This is a genomic window from Planctellipticum variicoloris (assembly GCF_030622045.1).
Taxonomy (GTDB): Bacteria; Planctomycetota; Planctomycetia; order Planctomycetales; family Planctomycetaceae; genus Planctellipticum; species Planctellipticum variicoloris.
On the sequence record NZ_CP130886.1, the window covers coordinates 877570 to 898401 of the forward strand.

The 20832-nt window shown below is 62.7% G+C and carries 17 protein-coding genes; 10 read left to right on the forward strand and 7 right to left on the reverse strand.

The annotated features are described in order from the left end of the window. Positions 1-12: 12 nt before the first annotated feature. Entirely contained in the window at positions 13-1926 is a 1914-nt protein-coding gene (gene speA, locus SH412_RS03425; RefSeq protein ID WP_336522111.1) for a biosynthetic arginine decarboxylase, read from the reverse strand. 288 nt (positions 1927-2214) lie between these two features. On the opposite strand from speA, the gene SH412_RS03430 reads away from it, so the two are divergent. The 4 genes from SH412_RS03430 (at position 2215) to SH412_RS28520 (ending at position 4683) form a co-directional block, all read left to right on the forward strand. Further along, positions 2215-2571, forward strand: a complete 357-nt coding sequence (locus SH412_RS03430; protein ID WP_336522112.1) for a hypothetical protein — start codon at positions 2215-2217, stop codon at positions 2569-2571. Between the two features lie 153 nt (positions 2572-2724). After that, complete coding sequence (locus SH412_RS03435) at positions 2725-3216, forward strand: DUF4240 domain-containing protein (protein WP_336522113.1); 492 nt, start codon at positions 2725-2727, stop codon at positions 3214-3216. 242 nt (positions 3217-3458) lie between these two features. Beyond that, entirely contained in the window at positions 3459-3803 is a 345-nt protein-coding gene (locus SH412_RS03440) for a VanZ family protein (protein ID WP_336522114.1), read from the forward strand. Between the two features lie 577 nt (positions 3804-4380). After that, entirely contained in the window at positions 4381-4683 is a 303-nt protein-coding gene (locus SH412_RS28520; protein ID WP_419555766.1) for a DUF6968 family protein, read from the forward strand. Between the two features lie 77 nt (positions 4684-4760). Here the strand turns inward: SH412_RS28520 and SH412_RS03445 are convergent, their stop codons facing one another. After that, a complete protein-coding gene (locus SH412_RS03445; RefSeq protein WP_336522115.1) occupies positions 4761-6284 on the reverse strand; it encodes a Do family serine endopeptidase in 1524 nt (507 codons plus the stop codon). A gap of 317 nt (positions 6285-6601) precedes the next feature. On the opposite strand from SH412_RS03445, the gene SH412_RS03450 reads away from it, so the two are divergent. Next, positions 6602-8026, forward strand: coding sequence for a DUF1501 domain-containing protein (locus SH412_RS03450; RefSeq protein WP_336522116.1), 1425 nt, complete (start codon positions 6602-6604; stop codon positions 8024-8026). 74 nt (positions 8027-8100) lie between these two features. Here SH412_RS03450 and SH412_RS03455 read toward each other — a convergent pair whose 3' ends face one another. From SH412_RS03455 to SH412_RS03470, 4 genes are all read right to left on the reverse strand, one after another. Further along, positions 8101-8313: a carbon storage regulator gene (locus tag SH412_RS03455; RefSeq protein WP_336522117.1), complete on the reverse strand. Its 213-nt coding sequence runs from the start codon at positions 8311-8313 to the stop codon at positions 8101-8103. A gap of 415 nt (positions 8314-8728) precedes the next feature. Further along, positions 8729-9262 carry a hypothetical protein gene (locus SH412_RS03460; RefSeq protein ID WP_336522118.1) on the reverse strand — a complete coding sequence of 178 codons (534 nt, stop codon included), beginning with the start codon at positions 9260-9262 and terminating at the stop codon, positions 8729-8731. Between the two features lie 269 nt (positions 9263-9531). After that, positions 9532-10914 (reverse strand): alkaline phosphatase family protein, encoded by a 1383-nt coding sequence (locus SH412_RS03465; RefSeq protein ID WP_336522119.1) that lies wholly within the window; start codon positions 10912-10914, stop codon positions 9532-9534. Positions 10915-10966: 52 nt separating this feature from the next. Next, complete coding sequence (locus SH412_RS03470) at positions 10967-11773, reverse strand: alpha/beta fold hydrolase (protein ID WP_336522120.1); 807 nt, start codon at positions 11771-11773, stop codon at positions 10967-10969. 752 nt (positions 11774-12525) lie between these two features. On the opposite strand from SH412_RS03470, the gene SH412_RS03475 reads away from it, so the two are divergent. The 5 genes from SH412_RS03475 to SH412_RS03495 all read left to right on the forward strand — a co-directional run bounded on the left by SH412_RS03475 (position 12526) and on the right by SH412_RS03495 (position 19759). After that, positions 12526-15051, forward strand: a complete 2526-nt coding sequence (locus tag SH412_RS03475) for an ATP-dependent Clp protease ATP-binding subunit (protein WP_336522121.1) — start codon at positions 12526-12528, stop codon at positions 15049-15051. A gap of 970 nt (positions 15052-16021) precedes the next feature. Beyond that, positions 16022-16519, forward strand: a complete 498-nt coding sequence (gene rplM / locus SH412_RS03480) for a 50S ribosomal protein L13 (RefSeq protein WP_336522122.1) — start codon at positions 16022-16024, stop codon at positions 16517-16519. Between the two features lie 68 nt (positions 16520-16587). Further along, positions 16588-17133: a 30S ribosomal protein S9 gene (rpsI, locus tag SH412_RS03485; RefSeq protein WP_419555767.1), complete on the forward strand. Its 546-nt coding sequence runs from the start codon at positions 16588-16590 to the stop codon at positions 17131-17133. A gap of 172 nt (positions 17134-17305) precedes the next feature. Continuing rightward, positions 17306-18667, forward strand: coding sequence for a magnesium transporter (mgtE, locus tag SH412_RS03490; protein WP_336522123.1), 1362 nt, complete (start codon positions 17306-17308; stop codon positions 18665-18667). A 75-nt stretch (positions 18668-18742) separates the two neighbouring features. Next, complete coding sequence (locus SH412_RS03495) at positions 18743-19759, forward strand: endonuclease V (RefSeq protein ID WP_336522124.1); 1017 nt, start codon at positions 18743-18745, stop codon at positions 19757-19759. Here SH412_RS03495 and SH412_RS03500 read toward each other — a convergent pair. Continuing rightward, positions 19720-20793, reverse strand: a complete 1074-nt coding sequence (locus SH412_RS03500) for a lysylphosphatidylglycerol synthase transmembrane domain-containing protein (RefSeq protein WP_336522125.1) — start codon at positions 20791-20793, stop codon at positions 19720-19722. The genes SH412_RS03495 and SH412_RS03500 overlap by 40 nt on opposite strands. Positions 20794-20832 lie beyond the last annotated feature (39 nt).

Here is a 20832-nt window from a genome sequence, read left to right on the forward strand (position 1 = left end):
TCTTTCCCCCGCCTACAACCCCGTCCGGCTCAGATACGTCACTCCCTGCGCAGCTTTGACATATTCCTCCGCCAGCGCATCGGCGGCCTCACGTGTCAGACGGCCCGCTTCCACACGGGCGTCGAGATGCTGGCGATAAAGATCCTGAAGCTGCCCCTTGTCGTACCGGGCGAAACTGACCATGTCCGCAATCCGACTGCCCGCGATGATCTTCGTGACGTGATAACGCCCCGCATCGTCGATGGCGATGTGGGCCTCGTCCGGCAGACCGAACAGATTGTGAAAACTCCCCATCACCTCCTGGTAAGCCCCCACCAGAAAAATCCCCAGGAAGTAGGCCTGCCCCGGCTCCCATTTGTGGATTTCCAGCGTTTCCTTGTCGTCCCGCAGATCAATGAAGTGATCGATCTTGCCGTCTGAATCGCACGTCACGTCGACCAGCGTGGCGTAGTCCGTCATCGGTTCGTTGAGTCGATGGATCGGGACAATCGGGAAGAGTTGACGAATCGCCCAACTGTCCGGGGCCGAGCGGAACAGTGAAAAATTGCAGAGATACTTCGCCGCGAGAATCTTCTTGAGGTCTGCGAACTCCTCGGCCGGAAACCGCTCGTCCTCGGAATGGTGCAGCGCCCTTGCGCAGATTTCCCAGAACAGCACCTCCCCCTTGGCCCGGTCTTCGAGGCTGATCAGCCCCAGATTGAACTGCGTATGCAGGCTGTCCTTGTGCTCCTGAGCGTCGTGGTAGTATTCGACGTAGTTCTTCCCGGTGATGTGGTCGCACAGCTCCTTCAGCTCGCTGATGACCTGCGGGTCGTCGGCGTCGATCTGCACCTCCGGCACATCTTCGGCAAATGTTTCGATCTCGTCCCGGATCGACGTGATGCAGACCGCGTGATAGGCCGTCATCATCCGGCCGCTTTCCGTGACGACATTCGGGTGCGGCACTCCCTCTTCGTCGCAGACGGCCTTGATCGTGTAGATCACGTCGTTGGCGAACTCCTGCACGCCATAGTTCATCGACGACTCGGAGCGGGTCTTGGAGCCGTCGTAGTCGACCCCCAGGCCGCCGCCGATGTCCATGTATTCGATCGTGGACCCCATCAGCCGCAGTTTCGCGTAAACGCGAGCCGCCTCCTTGATGGCGTTCTTGACCCGTTTGATGTCAGTAATCTGCGAGCCGATGTGCGAGTGGAGCAGCTTGAGCTGCCCTTCCAGCCGGTGTGCCTTCAACAGTCGCACGCAGTCGAGAATCTCCGACGTCGTCAGTCCGAATTTGGCCGCATCCCCGCCCGATGCCGCCCATTTGCCGCTGCCGCGAGAATACAGCTTGGCCCGCAGGCCGATCCAGGGGACGACCCCCGTCTGCTCCGCGTATTGAATGATCAGGCGCAGCTCGCTCAGTTTTTCAACGACCACCACCACCCGCTTGCCCGACTGGACGGCCAGCAGCGCCAGCTCGATGAACTCGGCGTCCTTGAATCCATTGCAGATCAGCAGCGATTCTTCAGCCTGCGTCTGCGCGACCGCGGCGTACAGCTCGGCCTTCGATCCGCATTCCAGCCCGACCCGGCAGCGGGCGCTGTCGCGGAGGAACTCCTCGATCACCTCCCGCCGGGGATTCACCTTCATCGGGAAGACCGGAAAGTGCGTCCCCTGGAAGCCGTACTCCGTCATCGCCCGCTGGTAGGAGTGAGCAAGGATGCGGAGCTGGTTGGTGAGAATCTGCGGAAACCGCAGCAGCAAAGGAGTCTGCACTTTGCGGTCGCGGATCAGCTCGTCGATGATCTTCTTGAGGTCGACCGAGCGGCTGTCGCCTCGGGCCGGCCGCACGAGGATCGTCCCTTCAGGACCGACTTCAAAATAGCCGGCCGACCAGTTCTCAACGCCATACGCCGCCTGGACTCGCTGCAGTTGTTCGTCTTGCATGACGGTTCGCTCCCTGAAGATCGTCAATATCCGAACAGACTGTCGCGGGCGCAGAGATGCAGGTCAAGTCAGCACGATTTCATGGGGACATGCGGAGGCCGCGGAACTGCCGTACGACGGACGTCCTCGTCCGTCGGTTCTTTTCCGGATGGTGGCGCCGCATCTGAAATCGACGGACGAGGACGTCCATCGTACGCGAAATGCTGGCAGAGACATTTCCCGTCACGGCCCCCGATCCGTTACGATCCTCTGTCGAGAGCCATTCCCCTGACCGTTGAAGTCGCTGTCATGCCTGCCGGCTGGTTACGATTCCTGACCTGGTATCCGTTCGCCTATAGTGTGCTGGTGACCCTGGAGTGGGCGGTCATTGCCCCGCTGGTGCTGGCCCCGGCCGGAAGCCCGCCTCAAGCCGCCGAACCGCCGACAAGTTTCGTGATGCTGGTCGCCCTCTTCGTCGCGATTCACATCGGCCTGCTGCTCGGCCACGCCACATTCGTCTTCGCGCAATGCCGTCGAATCGGACGGGCTCATGGACGCGTAACGGCCATCGAACAGATCGCCATCCTCGCGGCTCTCATCCCCTGGGCGGGGGTGCTGTCCAATCGCTGGCTGAACCAGCGAGCCCGCCGGCCCCGACCTGAGTGAGCGTTCAAGGGCCCAGAATTGCAGCTCCGCATCGGATTTCGCCGAGCGCCACTGGGGTTTCTACAAGGGGGTTGATCGCGACGGCTTCGACGCTACTTTAGGAGTGCTGCTGAACAGCGTCTCGACGATTCTTTGCCGCGGGAAGGCCCACCCATGGACGCGTCGCGTTTCTGGTCGCTGATTGAAGACGCCTGGAAAACCGTCGAAGGGCGGGCGAAGGCCAGGCGGGATTTGCTCGACGGCCGGCTGTCGGACATTGCGGCGGAAGACCTCGTCGCCGCGATGGATGAAGATGTCGTCCCGGCCCTGGCCGACGTGCTGGATGAACTGCCCGCGGAAGAACTGGCCGGCTTCGACCGGATCCTGGAGCAGAAGCTTCACGAGATCGACCGGCAGGACATTCACGAACACGTCGGCGGCTCGGACGACGGTTTTCTGTATGGCCGCGGCTTCATCGTGGCTGCCGGAAAAGCATATTACGACGCGGTCAACGCGGACCCCGCACGCGCCATGAGCGATCTGGAGTGTGAAGAAATGTGCTACCTGTCGTGGCACCTCTACGAAGAAAAGTTCGGCCACCTCCCGGCGACCGGCATCTCGCGCGAAACCTGCTCCAATGTGGCCTGCTGGCCGGGATTGGATTGAAATCCGCCCGGAGCGGCACGCCGGAATGCGGCCGGCCGTCGCAGGCTGAACCTCGTTCCCAGGCTCCGCCTGGGAACGCCTCTTCCGACGCTCTGCGTCGTCTTCTCCCAGTTCTCCAGACGGCAAGCGTACGCAAGGCGGAGCCTCGGACAAGCCGGTTCTCAAGCAGAGCCCGTCAAACCAGTCAGCCGAGGATTCACTTGCCGGACGATTCAAAACTCTCGCCAGTGGGTGCGTCAGGGGTGGCTCGCGCGCATTCCTCAGCCCTCGCAGCATTGGTCTGGTGCGGCCTGATCTTCGCATCGTATTGCACGGTCATTCTGCCGCACGACTTCTTCGCCTGGATCGCGGCCCACGTCCTGCCCGACGAAGACTCGCTCACTGCGTTCGTGATGTTCTGGGGCTTAAGTTGGTTCGTCATCGTCAAAGGCTGGCATGCGTTCGAATTCGCCGTCGTCTTCGTCCTGCTCCAGGCTGTTCTTCGTCGAATCTGGAAAGTGGATCGCTCCTGGACGATCGGCATTGCCGCACTGATCGCGATCCTGTTCGCCGTTTCCGACGAATACCATCAGACATTCGTGCCGTAGCGAGGCGGAACCTGGACCGACGTGGCAATTAACAGCCTCGGAGTGCTCACCGCCGCATGGTGGCAGGTCCGCCGCCCCCCCCGGAATCCATTGCCAGACTCGGAAACGTCCAGTAAGGTCGATTCGTGATCACCCGACTTGTGTGATCGGTCGACCGGTAGCATCAGCATCAACGGGGAATCGCATCTTGCTGTTTCAATTCCTGCTGCGCGATCTGGGCCTGCTCGGCGTCGCAAGTCTCACAATCGGGGGTTGTCTCACGATCCTGGGGCTCTACGGGCTGTCGCAGCCACGGTCAACGGGATGGTTTCGGGGATTGCTGGCCTCCGCAGCATTGCCCGCTTTCATCGGCGTCGGTGCTTCGATGCTGGCGCTGCAGGCCGTTGGGAGAGTCTCTGCCGAAGTTTCGCCCGTCGAACTCGCGCAGGGACGTGCCAAAGCATGGTGTCCGATGTGGACCGGCGGTGCAGCGGCAGTACCGATTCTCGCAATCGGGATCATCGGATTGCGGCAGCATCGTCAGAGACCAACGTCGAACTGAACTTGCAATGGCCTCGCCCCACAACTGGATTGCCGGATGAGCACGCAGCCGCTGACCCGACGCCTTACGCTACGACAGGCGGGAGTTGAGCGCCCAGTCACGGTCTCGATCGGTTGGCCCGATATTGACCCGGATCGACGGTGCTGGGGATGCACTCTGACGGCGCCGTTCCTGTTCAAATCACCGATCATAATTTACGGCGATGATGGAGTGCAGGCATTGCTCCTGTCACTGAATTTCATTTGCCGGGAAATCAAGACCCTTCAGGAACATGGCATCACCGTATACTGGACGTCACCTGGTGACGAGGGAGATTTGGTTCGGTCCGTGATGCAATAGAAACGCAGACCGCCGGTCGCGCGAACAAGTCGCGCGGCCGGCGGTCCGGTCAGGGTGAGACGCTCTCCGGAAATCGCTCAGTCGCGGTTCCCCTTCAGAATCGCAATGCGCTTGCCTTCCTTCGACCGCAGGTGCAGCACCAGGCCCTGCTTCAGGTCCTCCGCCTTCACTGCGGACTGAAGATCGTCCAGCGTCTTGACCGGCGTGCTTCCCACTCGGTCGATCACGTCGCCGACGCTGACTCCCGCCCGCGCCGCCAGCCCGCTTTCATCCACTTCCGTCACCACCAGGCCTTCGGCGATCTGCACGCCGAGCTGCCCCGCAAGCTGCGGCGTCAGCGGAGTCACGGTAATGCCCAGGCTCTCCACCGCATCGACCTTCGGCGCGTGCTCCTCGCCCCCTTCGCGGGACGCGAGGGTGTACTCGCCCGGCATCTCTTCGACCGATACCGACAGCGTCTGCGGCTTGCCGTCACGCGAGACGACCAGCGGATACTTCTTGCCGATCTCCAGCCGTTCGACGATTCCCTGCAGGTTGTGCGTGTCGGTCACCTTCTTACCGTCCAGCGTCAGGATCACGTCCCCCGGTTCGACGCCCGCCTTGTCGGCAGGGCCGTCGTTGCGGACTTCGCGGACAAAGGCGCCTTCGCGCACGTTGACCTTGGCCTGTTTCGCGACATCCGCATTCACCTGCGAGATGACGACCCCCAGGTAGGCCCGCTTCACCTTTCCGTCCTTGGCAAGCTGATCGCCGACCCACTGCGCCAGGTGAATCGGAATGGCAAAGCCGATTCCGTCGTATCCCCCCGAACGCGACGCGATCGCCGTATTGATGCCGATCACCTCGCCGTGCAGATTCAGCAGCGGACCGCCGCTGTTGCCGGGATTGATCGCGGCGTCGGTCTGCAGAAACTCTTCACGCTCCGCGATATTGCGACCGCGACCTTTGCCGCTGATGATCCCCGAAGTCACGCTCAGCTCGAGGCCGAACGGATTGCCGACGGCCATCACCCAGTCGCCGACTTCGGTCGCATGGCTGTCGCCGAGGCGGATCGGCTTGAGGTTTGTGGCGCCGGAGATGCGGATGATCGCCACGTCCGTGCGCGGATCGGTCTTGATATCTTCACCGATGAACTCCCGGCCGTCCGACAGACGGACCAGGACTTCGTCGGCGCCGTTGACGACGTGACTGTTCGTCATGATCACGCCCGACGCATCAATGATGAACCCGGAGCCCATCCCCTGCTGCTCGGGCATCATCCGCTGCTGCGGCTGCCGGAACATTTCGCGGAAGCGCGGATCATCGCCAAAGAACTGACGCAGCGGATTGTTCTCGTCGTCGAACGGAGTTCCGCCCCGTCCCTGGAAATCGACCCGGCGGGCCTTGGTCCGCGTTTCGATCGAGACCACGCTGGGCACGGCCTCGGCGGCCACGGCCCGAAACGCCGCGGACAGTTCGTCGGCCGCGGCGTGCGGCGGAACTGCATGCGCAGTCTGCTCGGGTTTCCAGGTCATTCCGACGGCGACCAAAGCGCCGCCTGCGAGCATGGCCGCCACCGTCTGGCGGAAGCCGGGTTGTTTGAGATTCGGCAGATGAGGCATGGGGAAGCTCCTGTCTTCGCATCAATTGGACAGTGCGGGAAGCACGGCGAATCGCCGCGACCGCGTAGGGCAGGTCACACCAAGTGTTACGTCCGACTTGAGGCAATTGTTGGAGCCGGCCTGCAACCTTTGTCGGTCGACGTCTGAAAAATCGGAAAGGGAGGCCGTTTCTGAACAGAAGCTTCGGCAACCCGGCCGCCGCTCGACGAAAACGATTGCCCGGCTCTCCCGAAGACGATACTTTAACAACTGTTGATGCGTTGTCCGCTGCAAAGATGGGGGTCCCAATGACCGGTGCTCGGTGGTGTCATCCGGCCATGAGCCGACGATTTGCCGTCCAGGCGGGAGCCATCTCGCTCCTGGGACTGGGAGCAAACCACCTGCAGCCCCTCCGCGCCGCGGCTGCCGCCGGCGCGGGAGCGAAACTCACCGCCGCCGGAAAATCGGTGATCTTCATCTTCCTGTCGGGCGGCATCGGCCAGCACGACAGCTTCGATCCGAAACCCGACGCCCCCGACAACGTCCGTGGCGAGTTCGCTCCGATCGCCACGCAGACACCGGGGATTCAGATCTGCGAACATCTGCCCATGCTGGCGGCCCGCAGCAAACACTGGTCTCTCGTCCGATCGCTGACCCACCCCTATAACGAACATTCCCAGGGCCATATGGTCATGCTGACCGGGCGGACGCTGCTGCCGCCGACATTCAACGCCAGCAAGCCGACGCCGCAGGACTGGCCGTCCATCGCGGCGATCGCCGGTGCAACCACCCGCCCTCGGAACAACCTCCCCCCCGCAGTCGTGCTCCCCGAGCGGATGATTCATCGGACCGGACGCGTCATCCCCGGCCAATTTGCCGGCGAAATGGGGCCCAATCGCGAGCCGTGGTTCATCGACGCCGCACCGTTTAACGGCCAGTCCTATGGCGCGTTTCCGGAGTTTGAATTCGATCACCAGAACGGAACCAAACACGTCGCCGGACTGAAGTTTCAGGCCCCCAGCCTGGAAATGCCCGAGCACTTGCCGACGGGGCGCATGCTGAAGCGAATGGATCTGCTGGCGTCGATCGACGGCCAGCGCAAGTCCTTGGATCGTGCGGCGCAGACCGAGGAATTCGATCGACATCGACAAGCCGCGATTTCGCTCCTCACCGACAAGTCGATCCGCTCGGCGTTCGACGTAACGGCCGCAGAACCCGAAATCCAGGATCGTTACGGGCGAAACTCGTTCGGCTGGTCGTTGCTGATGGCCCGGCGGCTGGTGGAGGCCGGGGTCAATCTGGTGCAGGTCAATCTCGGCAACAACGAAACGTGGGATACGCACGGGAATGCCTTCCCGAACTTGAAGAACCTCCTCCTCCCCCCCATGGATCGGGCCGTCTCCGCCCTCCTGGACGACCTGTCCGCCAGCGGCCGGCTCGACGACACGCTGATCGTGATGGCCGGTGAGTTCGGCCGGACGCCGAAAGTCTTCGGCCTGCCGCAGCATTACAAGTTGCCGGGCCGCGATCACTGGGGCGCCGTCCAATCCGTCTGGCTGGCGGGGGGCGGCATCGCCGGCGGCCGCGTCATCGGGGCGACCGACAGCATGGGTGGCTACGCCGCAGATTCGCCACAAACGCCAGAAAATCTGGCCGCGACGATCTACTCCGCACTGGGCCTGCCGGATACGGTCGCCTGGGAGGATGAACTCGGGCGGCCGCATCCCGTCTACTTCGGCGAACCCATTCGCGGCCTGACCTGAACTGGGTCAGCGCCGCTTCGCCCTGCAAACGCACGTTGAGCCAACGAGATTTCGCCGCTGGCCAGGATTCGCACCTATTCGGCCTGACCCGACGACGCGCAGACGTAAATCTCCGAGTCCGATTTCTGTTCCGGCAGCTTAGGTTCGGCTTCGAGGCGGCGGATCCGGACCGATTTCGGAGCCGCAATCCCGATCTGAACGCGCCCTCCCTGGACACTCAGGACCGAGACGACGATCCCGTCCCCGATCACCAGCTCCTCTCCGCTTTTCCGTGTCAGAACTAACATCCCTGCTCTCCTCGGTTTGCTGACTGGACCGGAATCCACTGTTCCGGCGAGGTCGCTACGACCGAACCCTCTGGCCCGATCCTGTGCTCCACACAGTATTCTTACGCATCAGACGCATTCCGGGCGTGAGTAGGATCACAAAAAAAGTGTCATTTTTACGAATTCTTGAACGCGAGACGAAAAACAGGAAATTTGGGGTGTCTCGGGGGGATTTCGCGAGGGCCGCGACAATTGACACCCACCCGGCGTCGCGATCTGAAGAACGGAGACGCCGCCCTTCAACGACGAAATCACCGGCCCCGCCGAACGCATTCATCAGCGGATCGGGACTGTCTGACCGGCGTCGTTCGATTTCTTCGGGTGCCGATGGGCGCGAGAGGGCTCGCAATCACGCCTCCGGGCCATCCGCAGAGCTTCAGAATCCGTCGTAGCGAATCGGCTCAACGCGGGCCCGATTAATATCGATCTGCGCCAGCACTCGGGTCACCTGCTCGCACTCCGCAGGCGAGAGCCCCGCCTCCAGCTTCCACCAGGTCAGATTGAAGGCTTCCGCACCCCGAAAAACCTTGTCCAGCACGCGCCCCGTGATGGGGTCGTCCCCGTCAATCTGCGGTTCGAGGATCCCGTAGGATTCCTCTCCAAACTCCTGCCAATGCTGGACCCCGGTTACATGCTCCAGCAGCAGATGCCGGCAGAACCAGGCATGGTGCTTCTCGTACCATTCGCTGATCGCCTGAGCCCCCCGGTCGAAACAATGCTCGCCGCTCGTGGTCCACTTGTGCTCCTGGGCATCGGCCCACGCCGCCAGATGGACGCTGCGAGCAAGCTGGGGAAAGTCGACCGCTGACCGGCACTCCCGCCAGAACGCGCAGGAGTAAGGACCCTCCGTGAACGCCGCCTCCTGAGGAGAGATGCGGCTGATGCGGGTCCGACAACGGTGGATGGGCATTCCGTCGATCCTGCGAGGAAAGCGGCGATGCAAAAGCATCGGATATTGCAAATATAAACGTCCGGAAAGCGTCTTAGCAACTGCTTTATCGGGCATTTCTGCGCAAAAAACTGGCAGAAAATCCATCTGGCAAATCCAGGAGAATTCGTCGTAAACGATTTCTACAGAATCTCTTACCGCAAAAAACAGGACGCCCGACCAGTTCTCCCGGCCAAACGGTTTTCGCGCAGAACGGTCCGACTTCGGAACGCTCGAACCGGGCGAAACTGTCAGGAGAACTGGAGCTCCAGGGCCAGCCGCTTGACGTCCACAAGCCCCAGCCGATCGGCCTCAATCTGCCGACTTGAGGAAATCAGGACCGGCGATTCGGCCGCTTCCCGCCCAAGGGTCGGCAGTCGGCCGTGCGAGCCCTTGATGATTCCGGCATCCAGACCGATGACGTCCATGTAGTAGCGGAACCCAAGGAATTTCTGGGCCAGCCGTCGGGCCATTCGGAGTTTCGGAAACCGAAGCTGCGGGTCAACGAACAGCTCGACCGGGTCGTATCCCGGTTTGCGGTGAATGTCGATCGTCCGGGCATAATCCGGAGCAACGCGATCATCGAGCCAGAAGTAATACGTGAACCACGCGCCGGGTGCACTGATCGCAATCAATTCCCCCGAACGTTCGTGATCGAGTCCGAACTCCCCCTGCTCCGCGCGATCAAGAACCCGTTCGATTCCTGGAGTCTTCTCCAGCAAGGTTTTCACCGCGGCGACATCTTCCGGATGCCGGACGTAGACATGAGCCAACTGATGGTCGCTCACCGCAAACGCCCGGCACGCCCCGCAGTCGAGTGTTTCCCAGCCCAGCGGCTCCCGACGGGCCACGAGATAGCCCGCTTCCCGCAGCACGCGATTAATCGGAACCGGCTGCGAGACAGCCGTAATGGCGTACTCCGAGACGACGAGGACCTCCATGTCGAGTTCTCGCGCGGCCTCGATCAGCTTGCCCGCCTCGGCATCCACCTGCCGGATGTCCTCGCGAATCCGCGGATCATCCGGACCGAGACGCTGCAGGTTGTAGTCCAGATGCGGCAGATAGACGAGGTTCAGACTCGGGCGATATCGCCGCATCACCTCCAGGCTGGCGTCGGCGATCCAGCGCGAGCTGACGATGTCCGCAATCGGCCCCCAGAATCGGGGCAGCGGAAACACGCCCAGCTTGGATTGCAGCTCGTCGCGCAGCCCCGGCGGCTGACTGTAGGAATCAAAAATCTTCCGGCCGTCGGCCGGGTAGCTCGGCCGGGGAGTCATCGAGTACTCGACCGGCGCATACATGTTGTACCACCAGAACATCTTGGCGGTCGTGTAGCCGGGATCCCGTTTCTTGCCGGCTTCGTAGAGCCGCTCCCCCTGGATCAACCGGTTCGACTGCCGCCAGAACATCACTTCCGCCAGATCGCGGAAGTACCAGCCGTTGGCCACAATTCCGTGCTCGCGCGGCAGCGTGCCCGTCAGCATCGTCGCCTGCGCGGAGCACGTCACCCCCGGCAGAATGCCGGTCAGCGGCCGAGCGAATCCCTCCGCCGCCAGGCGGGAAAGATGAGGCGTGTCCGGCCCCAGCATGTCGTAAGTCAGACCGACGACGTCGAGAATCAGCAGAGGACGCATGCAGAGTGGCTCTTGGGGCGAGTCGAAAAAATTTCACGCAACGACGCGACCCTCAGGATGCAATCCCGTGTCGCTCCAGAAACGACGTCACAGCGGCATTCACCGCGTCCGGCTGTTCCAGCGGAGCCATGTGTCCGGCTCCCGGGACCGGCACGAACTCCGCCCCCGGAATCTGCCCGGCCAGGAACTGCATCTCGGCCAGCGGCGAAATCGCGTCCTCCTCGCCGCAGATCACGAGCGTCGGAACCGCAATCGTGCCGAGCGAAGCGGTCAGGTCCGGACGCTCTGCCATCCCCCGCTGCGCCGCTGCGATCCCGCGCGGGGAACCGGCCAGGATCACGTCGCGAACCTGATCGACCGCCATCGGATTCTGCTCGTTCGTCCGGCTGCCAAACAGTCGCGGCAGCATCGATTCGGCGATCACCCGCGGCCCATCAGTCAGCACCCGGTCCGCCAACGTCAGCCGGTTGGCAGCAGCTTCGGGGACGTCGGCCTGGCTGCGGCAATCACAGAGGATCAGCGCCCGTAACCGCTCCGGAGCCTTCTTCGCCAGCAACAGCGAAAGATACCCCCCCATCGACAGCCCGCAAATCGTCGCTGGCTCCGTGATCTGCAGCACGTCAAGCAATGCCAGCACATCGTCCGCCAACTGGTCCATCGTCGTTTTGTCACTGGCGCCGCCCGTCCGGCCGAAACCCCGCAGATCCGGGATCAGGACGCGACAGCGGCCAGCGAGGGCAGCAGCCTGATGCCGCCACATCCGATGGTCGAGCGGCATGCCATGCAGGAAGATGACCGGAGCCCCCTCCCCCTGATCAATGTAGAAGACTGAGAGGTCGGCAATTTGAGCAGTCGCCACGGAAGCTCCTCCGGAAATGTCTGGCGGTCAGTCACGTCGAACGGATCTCGGAGCCAGTATAGCGCCGCGACCCCGGGAAGACTTCCAATCGCGCACCAGGTTTTTCATCGTTGGCACGCTCCTTGCCTCTTTGGAAGTCGGGCACTAGAATTCGAAGCGTGCTCACAGGATCCGATTCATGGCCGATCCCGCTGTCAGGTTTGAACTTACGACAACCGCTGGCGAGCCCTTCGCCGACGATTGCCCGCCGTTCTGGCAGGCCCGCGGGGAAGGCTCACGTCAGACTGCCAATCGGTGTTGTGCAACCTTTTCGATCTGAAGCATCTGGCGCGACAAATTGACACGCTTGCGACAGTTGTAGGGGCGGCAGGCATCGCGCGGGCAGCGACGACGGACAGATCTGGAATGCGAACCGGGCGTTCCCGATGGAAGCAAGTCACCGGGCTCGGGTTTCGAGTGCCGGAACGGTGGGTGTGACCTAGGATTCCGGAAATTTGATAGAGGCGAGGACGGCGGCGAGTGGCGGGACGGCAGGAATTGCAGGTGGCTGCGAACACCGGATTCCAGTCCGTGTCGAAACTCCAAGTGCTCCTCGATCGGGATGACAGGGCAGCGGAATCCCGTCCGACCGGAACCCGGGACTGTCCCGGTGTCCGGCGGAGGATCAGATCGGCGACAGGGCCGATCTGGTCTTGAGTGTTCGACAGGACGTCGAGCCGCCTGAACGAAGAAACCTCGAAGGAGGCTGCGAGATGTACGAGCGATTTACCGACCGCGCCCGCAAGGTCATGCAACTGGCCAACCAGGAGGCGCAACGCTTCAACCACGAATACATCGGGACCGAGCACATCCTGCTCGGCCTGGTGAAAGAGGGTTCCGGCGTCGCCGCCAACGTCCTGAAACACCTGGACGTCGACCTCCGCAAAATCCGCCTGGAAGTGGAAAAGGTCGTCCAGTCCGGCCCGGACATGGTCACGATGGGGAAACTTCCCCAGACGCCCCGGGCCAAGAAAGTCATCGAATACGCGATGGAAGAGGCGCGGAACCTCAACCATAACTACGTCGGAACCGAGCATCTGCTGCTCGGCCTGATCCGCGAACAGGAAGGGGTCGCCGCTCAGGTCCTGATGAACCTGGGCCTCAAGCTGGAAGACGTCCGCGAAGAGGTTCTGAACCTCCTCGGCCACGGCACAGAAGGCGCCGAAACCACCCCCGAACGGGGCGGAGCCCAGGCCGGCGCCTCCTCGGGCAAGTCGAGCAAGAGCAAGACCCCCGCGCTCGACAGCTTCGGCCGCGACCTCACCGAACTCGCCCGCCAGGGCAAGCTCGACCCGGTCATCGGACGCGAAAAAGAAATCGAACGCGTCATCACGATTCTCTCCCGCCGGCAGAAAAATAACCCGGTCCTGCTCGGTGAAGCCGGCGTCGGCAAGACCGCAATCGTCGAGGGCTTCGCCCAGATGGTTATCAACGGCGACGTCCCCGAACCCCTCCGCGACAAACGCGTGGTGGTCCTCGACCTCGCCATGATGGTCGCCGGCACCAAGTATCGCGGCCAGTTCGAAGAACGCATCAAGGCCGTGATGAACGAAGTCAAACGGGCCAAGAACACCATCCTCTTCATCGACGAGCTCCACACCCTCGTGGGCGCCGGCGGTGCGGAAGGGGCGATCGACGCCTCCAACGTCCTCAAACCGGCCCTCAGCCGCGGCGAGCTGCAGTGCATCGGCGCCACCACCCTCGACGAGTACCGCAAGTACATCGAAAAGGACGGCGCCCTCGAACGCCGCTTCCAGCGGGTCGACGTCGAACCGCCCAGCGCCGAACAGACCATCGAAATCCTCAAGGGACTTCGCGACCGCTACGAATCGCACCACCGCGTGCAGATCACCGACGACGCCCTCGCCAAGGCCGTCGAGCTGTCGAACCGCTACATCACGGCCCGCTGCCTCCCCGATAAGGCCATCGACGTCATCGACGAGGCCGGGGCTCGGGTCCGTCTCAAGTCCATGGTCCGTCCGCCCGACCTGAAGGACCTGGAAGAAGAAATCGAACGGCTGAATCAGGCGAAGGAAGAAGCCGTCGCGAACCAGGACTTCGAAAAAGCCGCTTCGCTCCGCGATCAGGCGGACAAACTGAAAAAGAAAAAGGAAAACCTCACCCACGACTGGCGCGAGAAATCCAAGGAGACCGACGGCGTCGTTGACGCCGAAGTCATCTCCGAAGTCGTCTCCCGCATGACCGGCATTCCGCTGATGCGGCTGTCGAGCGAAGACGCGGTGCGCCTGCTCGAAATGGAAAAAGAGCTGCACAAGCGCGTCGTCAGTCAGGACGAAGCGATTCGTCAGGTGGCCAAGGCCGTTCGCCGCAGCCGCAGCGGATTGAAAGATCCGAAGCGACCGACGGGCGTGTTCCTCTTCGCCGGTCCGACCGGCGTGGGTAAGACGCTGACCGCCAAGACGCTGGCCGAGTTCATGTTCGGCAACCAGGACGCGCTGATCCAGATCGACATGTCCGAGTACATGGAGAAGCACAACGTCAGCCGGCTGATCGGGGCTCCCCCCGGCTATGTCGGCTACGAAGAAGGCGGCCAGCTTACGGAAAAGATCCGTCGCCGCCCGTACGCCGTGGTCCTGCTCGACGAAATCGAGAAGGCCCACCCGGACGTCTTCAACATGCTGCTGCAGATCATGGAAGAAGGCCACCTGACCGACAGCTTCGGCCGCAAGGTGGACTTCAAGAACACGGTCATCATCATGACGACCAACGTGGGAGCCAAGACGATTTCGTTCGGAGCGAATTTCGGCTTCGGCGCCCGCGACGAAGAACGCAGCTACGACCGGATGAAGCAGGACCTGATGCACGACATCGAAAACGAGTTCAAGCCGGAATTTCTCGGCCGGCTCGACGAGATGGTCGTGTTCCGCCCGCTGAACGAAGAAAACCTGAAGGCGATCGTCGAAATCGAGCTGTCCAAAGTTCGCGAACGCCTGCAGGAAAAAGGCCTCCATCTCGTCCTCACCGACGAGGCCAAGGCGTTCATCATCGAGAAGGGGAACGCCACCGAGTTCGGCGCCCGACCTCTGCGTCGCGCCGTCGAAACCTGGGTGGAAGACCCCCTCTCGGAAGAACTCCTCCGCGGCGTCTTCCAGGGCTCCAACACCATCACCGTCACGGTGAAGGAAGTCGGCGACCAGAAACGCCTGGAGTTCGAACCGTCGCAGACCGACGCGGAACCGGTGCTGGCAGCCGCCGGCGCCGAAGAAACGCCTGTCTGACGCCGATTGCTGAAGTCTTGAAGCAATGAGCCCCGCGGCCGATTTCGGCCGCGGGGCTTTCCGTATTTGGTGATTGGTTCTTTGCGATTTGTGATTAGCTCTCTGTTGTTTGTTGTTGGCAAACAAACCTCGTTCCCAGACTCCGCCTGGGAACGCACTCTTCAGACGCTCCGCGTCCTCTTCTTCTTCCCGGCTTCTCCGCACTCGCCACGCGCCACTCCTCACTCGCCACCCCTTCGTCTTCCTCCCCATCCACCATCCACTACCCACCAACCACCTCTTATGTGAATTCCGCGCAACAAACCCGCTATAGATGACGGGGACATAGGAGCATGCGCGTCGGCAGTCCGCTGCCGGCGTTCCGGACGATTCCCGTCAAACCGGGCCTGATCAGGGCCCAGCGACGGGCTTTCCGCAAGGAGAGCCCGAGGGGCGCACCCCGTGTGCGCACAGCCTCGACGTCGAGCTTTTCCCGTTCACCCGGCCGCAAGTCCGGCGAACCTGATCAAGTGTTTGAAACGCCGGGACTTCCACCGGTGCAACATCACCGCCAGACGGACTCCGGCGGGGAGAACGTAAAAAACTCCCCCGCCGGAGCCGATCGCGGTACGTACGGTGGACGCCCTTTTGCTTAGGGCGGGCCCCCGCCTGCCGAATTGCGGCATCCCCAACAGACCAACTCTCCCATCCCACCCCCTCTCCTCACGATCCACCATCCACGACCCACTCTCCTTCCTCATCCCTCTCGATTTCCGTCCCCGTCGCTCAGGTCGGCGAAGAATTTCCGTCGCGCTGTTGAACGGTCCGGGCGGAGTCGATATCCTCTCCGATTCGCATTCGGCCCACGTTGCGCTCCGTGCACGTGTCTCGGCCGTGATGCCGCATTCGGGTAGTACCGCCCTGGCGTTCGCACGAAGTGCTTTCGTGACAGCAAGTTGGGGTGTTGAGAGTCAGACAGAAGGTCGTTGCAGTGACATCCCAGCAGACCAGCTTCGTGAAGCCGGCCAATATCAAGCCGCAGTGGTTCGTGGTGGACGCCGAAGATCAGATCGTCGGTCGTCTGGCGACTAAGCTCGCAACCGTCCTGATGGGCAAGCACAAGCCCGAATACACGCCTCACGTTGACACCGGCGATTACATCGTCGTGATCAACGCGGATAAGGTCCGTTTCTCCGGCAGCCCGATGGTCCACAAGGATCACCCGGCTTTCACGGACAAAATGGCCAAGAAAAAGTACAAGTGGTACACCGGCTGGGCGGGTGGTGGTCGCGAGATTACCGCCATCAAGCTCTGGGAGAAGCGTCCTGAGGACATTCTGCTCAAGGCCGTCAAGCGGATGATGCCTAAGAACGCGCTGGCCCGGCACATGCTGGACAAGCTGAAGCTGTACTCCGGCACGGCGCACCCGCATCAGGCCCAGCAGCCGCAGCCGATGCCCGCCCACCTGATGCCCGCCGTCCGCGAATAGCCCCTGACGCGGTCCGCCTGGCTGAATATTGGTTTCCAGTCACCGTAATTTCTCCGACGAGCGATGTCATGAGCGACGAGATCACAACTTCTCCGGAAGCGACTCCGGCCTCTCCGGAAGTCACGGCCACCGCCGCTTCGGAGCTGACGTTTTCCGGCACCGATCAGCCGCTGGCTGCGGATGCTCCCGCACCGGCTCCCGTCATTCAGCGCGGCAAGCTGGACCGTTTCGGCGTGGCGATGGGAACCGGCCGCCGCAAGACGGCGGTCGCCCGCGTGCGGCTGCGCCCGGGCAACGGTAAGTTCGAAGTCAACGGCCGGCAGATGGGCGAGTTCTTCTGCATCGAGCGCGACCGCCTGACGGTGGAGGCGCCGCTGCGGGCGACCGACAAGCTCGGCCAGGTCGACGTCTGGGTGCGGGTGCATGGTGGCGGGACGACCGGCCAGGCCGGCGCGATTGTTCTGGGCATTGCCCGTGCGCTGGAGGCTCTGAACCCCAGCCTGCATGCGACGCTGAGCGAAGGGTCGTTCCTGACTCGCGACAGCCGTATGGTCGAGCGTAAGAAGTACGGCTTCAAGAAGGCCCGTCGCAGCTTCCAGTTCTCGAAGCGCTGATTTTCCGACTCGATCACAGCCGGCGCCGCCTGCTGTCGAGAGGATGCGAATATCCAAGCCCCGTCGGAGTTTTCCGTACGGGGCTTTTTCCTTAGCTCCAGCACGGCCTGGCAGCGGCCTGAAACCGCGCCTCGCCGTATGCCGCTGACGGCGTCCCCGGGAGAAGCGTCGGATGTATAACCCGCTGCTGCAACCGGACCTGAAGCTGATGCTTCAGGAGAACGACGAGCTGGGCCTCTGTGAATTCTGCAACGTCCTGTACCCGGTCGTGGTGGCCGAGGTGCTGGACGGTATGGAACCGGACGAGGTCTGGCGCGTTCTGAACGCGTGCGACGTTCACCGCCGGGCCGAAATCTTCGAGTTCATCGTTCCGCACCAGCAGATGGATCTGGTCGAGTCCGTCGACAAGAAGGAACTGTCCCGGTTGATCGAGGCGATGGCCCCGGACGATCGCGTCGACCTCCTGGAGAATATGCCCGAAGAGCAGGTCGAGGCGCTGCTGCCTCTCGTGGCCCAGGCCGAACGGGACGACATCCGGCGACTGCTGTCGTACCCCGAGGGTTCCGCCGGCTCGATCATGACGACCGAGTATGCGTCGCTCCCGGAAGACATCACCGTCCGGGAAGCCCTCGACCGGCTGCGCCAGCAGGCGCCCAATCGCGAAACGATTTACTACGTCTACGTGCTCGACGAAAAACGCCGGCTCGACGGCGTGATCACGTTGCGGCAGTTGATTCTGTCCCGGCCGACGGTGGTCCTGGTCGACCTGATGCGTCGCAACCCCGTCGTGGTGCACGTCGAAGACGACAAGGTCGAGGCGGCCCGGCAGCTCGCGCGGTTCGACCTGCTGGCCCTGCCGGTCGTCGACGACCAGAACCGGCTCGTCGGCATGATCACCCACGACGACGTGCTCGACGTCGTGCAGGAGGAGGCCGACGAAGACGCCTATCGTCAGTCGGCCATCCAGCCCCTCGAACACAGCTACTTCGATACGCCGCTGCTCGAAATCGCCTGGAAGCGCGGCATCTGGCTGATGCTGCTGGCGTTCTTTGCGCTGCTGACCGCCGGCATCCAGGACCTGTTCGACGGCGTGACGGAAAGCCACAAGTTCCTGGCGCTGTTCCTGCCGCTCGTCCTGGCCAGCGGCGGCAACACGGGATCGCAGTCGGCCACGCTGGTCATTCGCGCGATTGCCGTCGCGGTGATGGACCGGCACGCCCGGTTTCAACTGGCCCGCCGCGAGTTCTTGACGGGATTGATGCTGGGGAGCTGCCTGGCGCTGTTTTCCTTTGTCTCGATCCACTGGATCTTCGGCCAGACCGTCATGGAATCCGCCGTGGTGGCGGCGACGATCGGCATGGTCGTCACAATGGGGACGTTGACCGGGTCGATGCTGCCGCTGGTCTTCAAACACATCGGGATGGATCCCGCGATCATGTCAAATCCCCTGATCGCGGCTCTGAGCGATATGCTGGGAGTGGTGATCTACTACACGATCGCCTCGCTGGTGCTGGACCGTATTCTGGCGGGATAACGATTGAAGCGCGAAATCCGAAATTCGAAAGCGCCCCGAAGCACAGACGCCAGATCTCAAACGAATCTACGAGCAGTGCTTCCGGAGATTCCCGATCTGCGACAGAGTCTGGCGGACCTGGCCCGGCAGATTCCGTGCGGCACGGTAACGACGTTCGGCGACCTGGCAAAAGGACTCGGGGACGTTGCCGCAGCCCGCTGGGTGGCCACCGTGCTGGCGGAATCTCCGGCGGATCTTCCCTGGCAACGCGTGATCCTGCGAACCAACTGCTGGCCGGGGCGTGACTCCGCCCGGCAGAAGTTGCAGCGAAAGCTCCTGGCCGCCGAAGGAGTTGCGGGAGACGCGGCCGGAGTCGCCCGGGACGTCCCGCGATTCACGGAGTTTTCCGGACCCCGCCCGCTGGCTCTGCTGAGCGACTGGCAGCGGGAATCGGCGCAGCATGTGGAGCGGTCCCCTCTGCGACAGCGGCCTGCGACGCTTGCAGGACTGGACATCTCCTATGCTACTCCCGACCTGGCGGTCGCCGCCTGGGTACAGTCTCCCCGGAACGCTCCCCGGCAGCAGGTTGAGTTGACGATTTCTTCTCTGGTGACGTTTCCTTACATCACCGGCTACCTGACCTTTCGGGAGTTGCCGGTGCTGCTGGAACTGGTCCGTGCCGCTGAACGAGAGGGGCTGGCCGCGGATGTGCTGCTGGTCGACGGCAGCGGCGTCCTGCACCCGCGACGGGCGGGGATTGCAACGGCCCTGGGCGCTCTCACGGGACTTCCGACGATTGGCGTCACGAAGCACCACCTGTACGGAAAGGCGGAAGCGGCCCGGGATGAGATCGTCACCTGGCTCCAACAGGATGGCGAACGCCTCGGGGCACGGTTGCAGCCACCCGGGCGCAAAACGCCGCTGTACGTCTCAGTCGGCCACGGACTGTCGCTGGAGCAGGCGGTCGAACTGGTGGAGGAGTCGCTCGACGACAGCGGTCAGCCGGGCCTGATTCGCGCCGCCGACGGCATCAGCCGGGCCACGGCGAGGATTCTGAGCCGCCAGGCGGGCGGCTACGCCGGGGGGGCTTCAACGACGACATCCGCGGACTGATTTTCGACGGTCGCTTCGACGTCGGCGATTTTCAGGCCGGTCGTGTTGAAGTACCACAGGCCGATCAGCGTGACCGGGATGTACTGGATCATGTGGTAGTAGATCGACGCTGCAAAGACTGCGGTTTCATCTTTTGTAAAGAACTTCAGAACTGCCATGAAGCAAAGCTGAATCACGCCGAAATAGCCCGGCGAAGAGGGCACCGTCACGCCGAACGCGGTGACCCCCAGGACGATGCAGGAGACGAGCGGGTCGACGTTGATCCCGAAGCTCCACAGAGCGAGATGGACCGTCAGTCCGTTGAGGAGCCATTGCGCCTGGGACGTCGCGAGAATCCCCGCCAGCAGCCGGACGTCTTTCAGCGACGCGAGCCCCTCAGCTCCGCTTTCGAGCATCCCGGCGATCTTCTTCTTCAGCCCGGCGGGAAGAAAGGGAATCCACTCCATGGCGGCTTCGAAAAGTCGCACGAACGGCCGCGTCCAGAGGACGAACGCCAGTCCGCCGAGAACGCAGCAGCCGGCCGCAACTCCGAAAACCACCGCCGACTGACGGATCGAGGGGTCCAGCCCATGCACGAAGATCAGCCCGACGCCGAGTATCAGCAGGATGGCCACGATGTCGAAGACGCGTTCCAGCACGACGGTCGACAGGACGGCGGTCTGCGGCGCCTTCGACTGGCGAGAGAAGATGAAGACTCGAACCAGGTCTCCGAGGTGAGCCGGCAGCAGGTTGTTGAAGGCGAAGCCGATCATGGTCGGGGGGAGCAGGTCGCGGCGGATGCGATAGTCGCCGACCGGCCGGAGGAGCAGCCGCCAGCGCCAGGCTTTCAGCCAGTAGAACGCGACCCAGGCCAGGAGAATGGGGATCGCCGTGATGTAGTTGGCGTCGGCGAAGGCCCCCCCCAGCTTCGACAGGGCGTCCTTTTCCTTGAGGATGTCCCGAGCGGCCCACCAGAGGCAGGCGGCGGAGACGAGGATCCCCAGGGCCAGGTGGACCCCTTTGTGGCGATGCAGCGGAGTGTGCGATCCCGACACAGTCTCAATCCTCGGCGAAAGCGTTCTCGTTCCCGACGG

Coding starts and splice junctions, on each gene's coding strand:
- speA (WP_336522111.1), bottom strand. CDS start 1,926: ATGCAAGACGAACAACTGCAGCGAGTCCAGGCGGCGTATGGCGTTGAG.
- SH412_RS03430 (WP_336522112.1), top strand. CDS start 2,215: ATGCCTGCCGGCTGGTTACGATTCCTGACCTGGTATCCGTTCGCCTAT.
- SH412_RS03435 (WP_336522113.1), top strand. CDS start 2,725: ATGGACGCGTCGCGTTTCTGGTCGCTGATTGAAGACGCCTGGAAAACC.
- SH412_RS28520 (WP_419555766.1), top strand. CDS start 4,381: ATGAGCACGCAGCCGCTGACCCGACGCCTTACGCTACGACAGGCGGGA.
- SH412_RS03445 (WP_336522115.1), bottom strand. CDS start 6,284: ATGCCTCATCTGCCGAATCTCAAACAACCCGGCTTCCGCCAGACGGTG.
- SH412_RS03450 (WP_336522116.1), top strand. CDS start 6,602: ATGAGCCGACGATTTGCCGTCCAGGCGGGAGCCATCTCGCTCCTGGGA.
- SH412_RS03455 (WP_336522117.1), bottom strand. CDS start 8,313: ATGTTAGTTCTGACACGGAAAAGCGGAGAGGAGCTGGTGATCGGGGAC.
- SH412_RS03460 (WP_336522118.1), bottom strand. CDS start 9,262: ATGCCCATCCACCGTTGTCGGACCCGCATCAGCCGCATCTCTCCTCAG.
- SH412_RS03465 (WP_336522119.1), bottom strand. CDS start 10,914: ATGCGTCCTCTGCTGATTCTCGACGTCGTCGGTCTGACTTACGACATG.
- SH412_RS03475 (WP_336522121.1), top strand. CDS start 12,526: ATGTACGAGCGATTTACCGACCGCGCCCGCAAGGTCATGCAACTGGCC.
- rpsI (WP_419555767.1), top strand. CDS start 16,588: ATGAGCGACGAGATCACAACTTCTCCGGAAGCGACTCCGGCCTCTCCG.
- mgtE (WP_336522123.1), top strand. CDS start 17,306: ATGTATAACCCGCTGCTGCAACCGGACCTGAAGCTGATGCTTCAGGAG.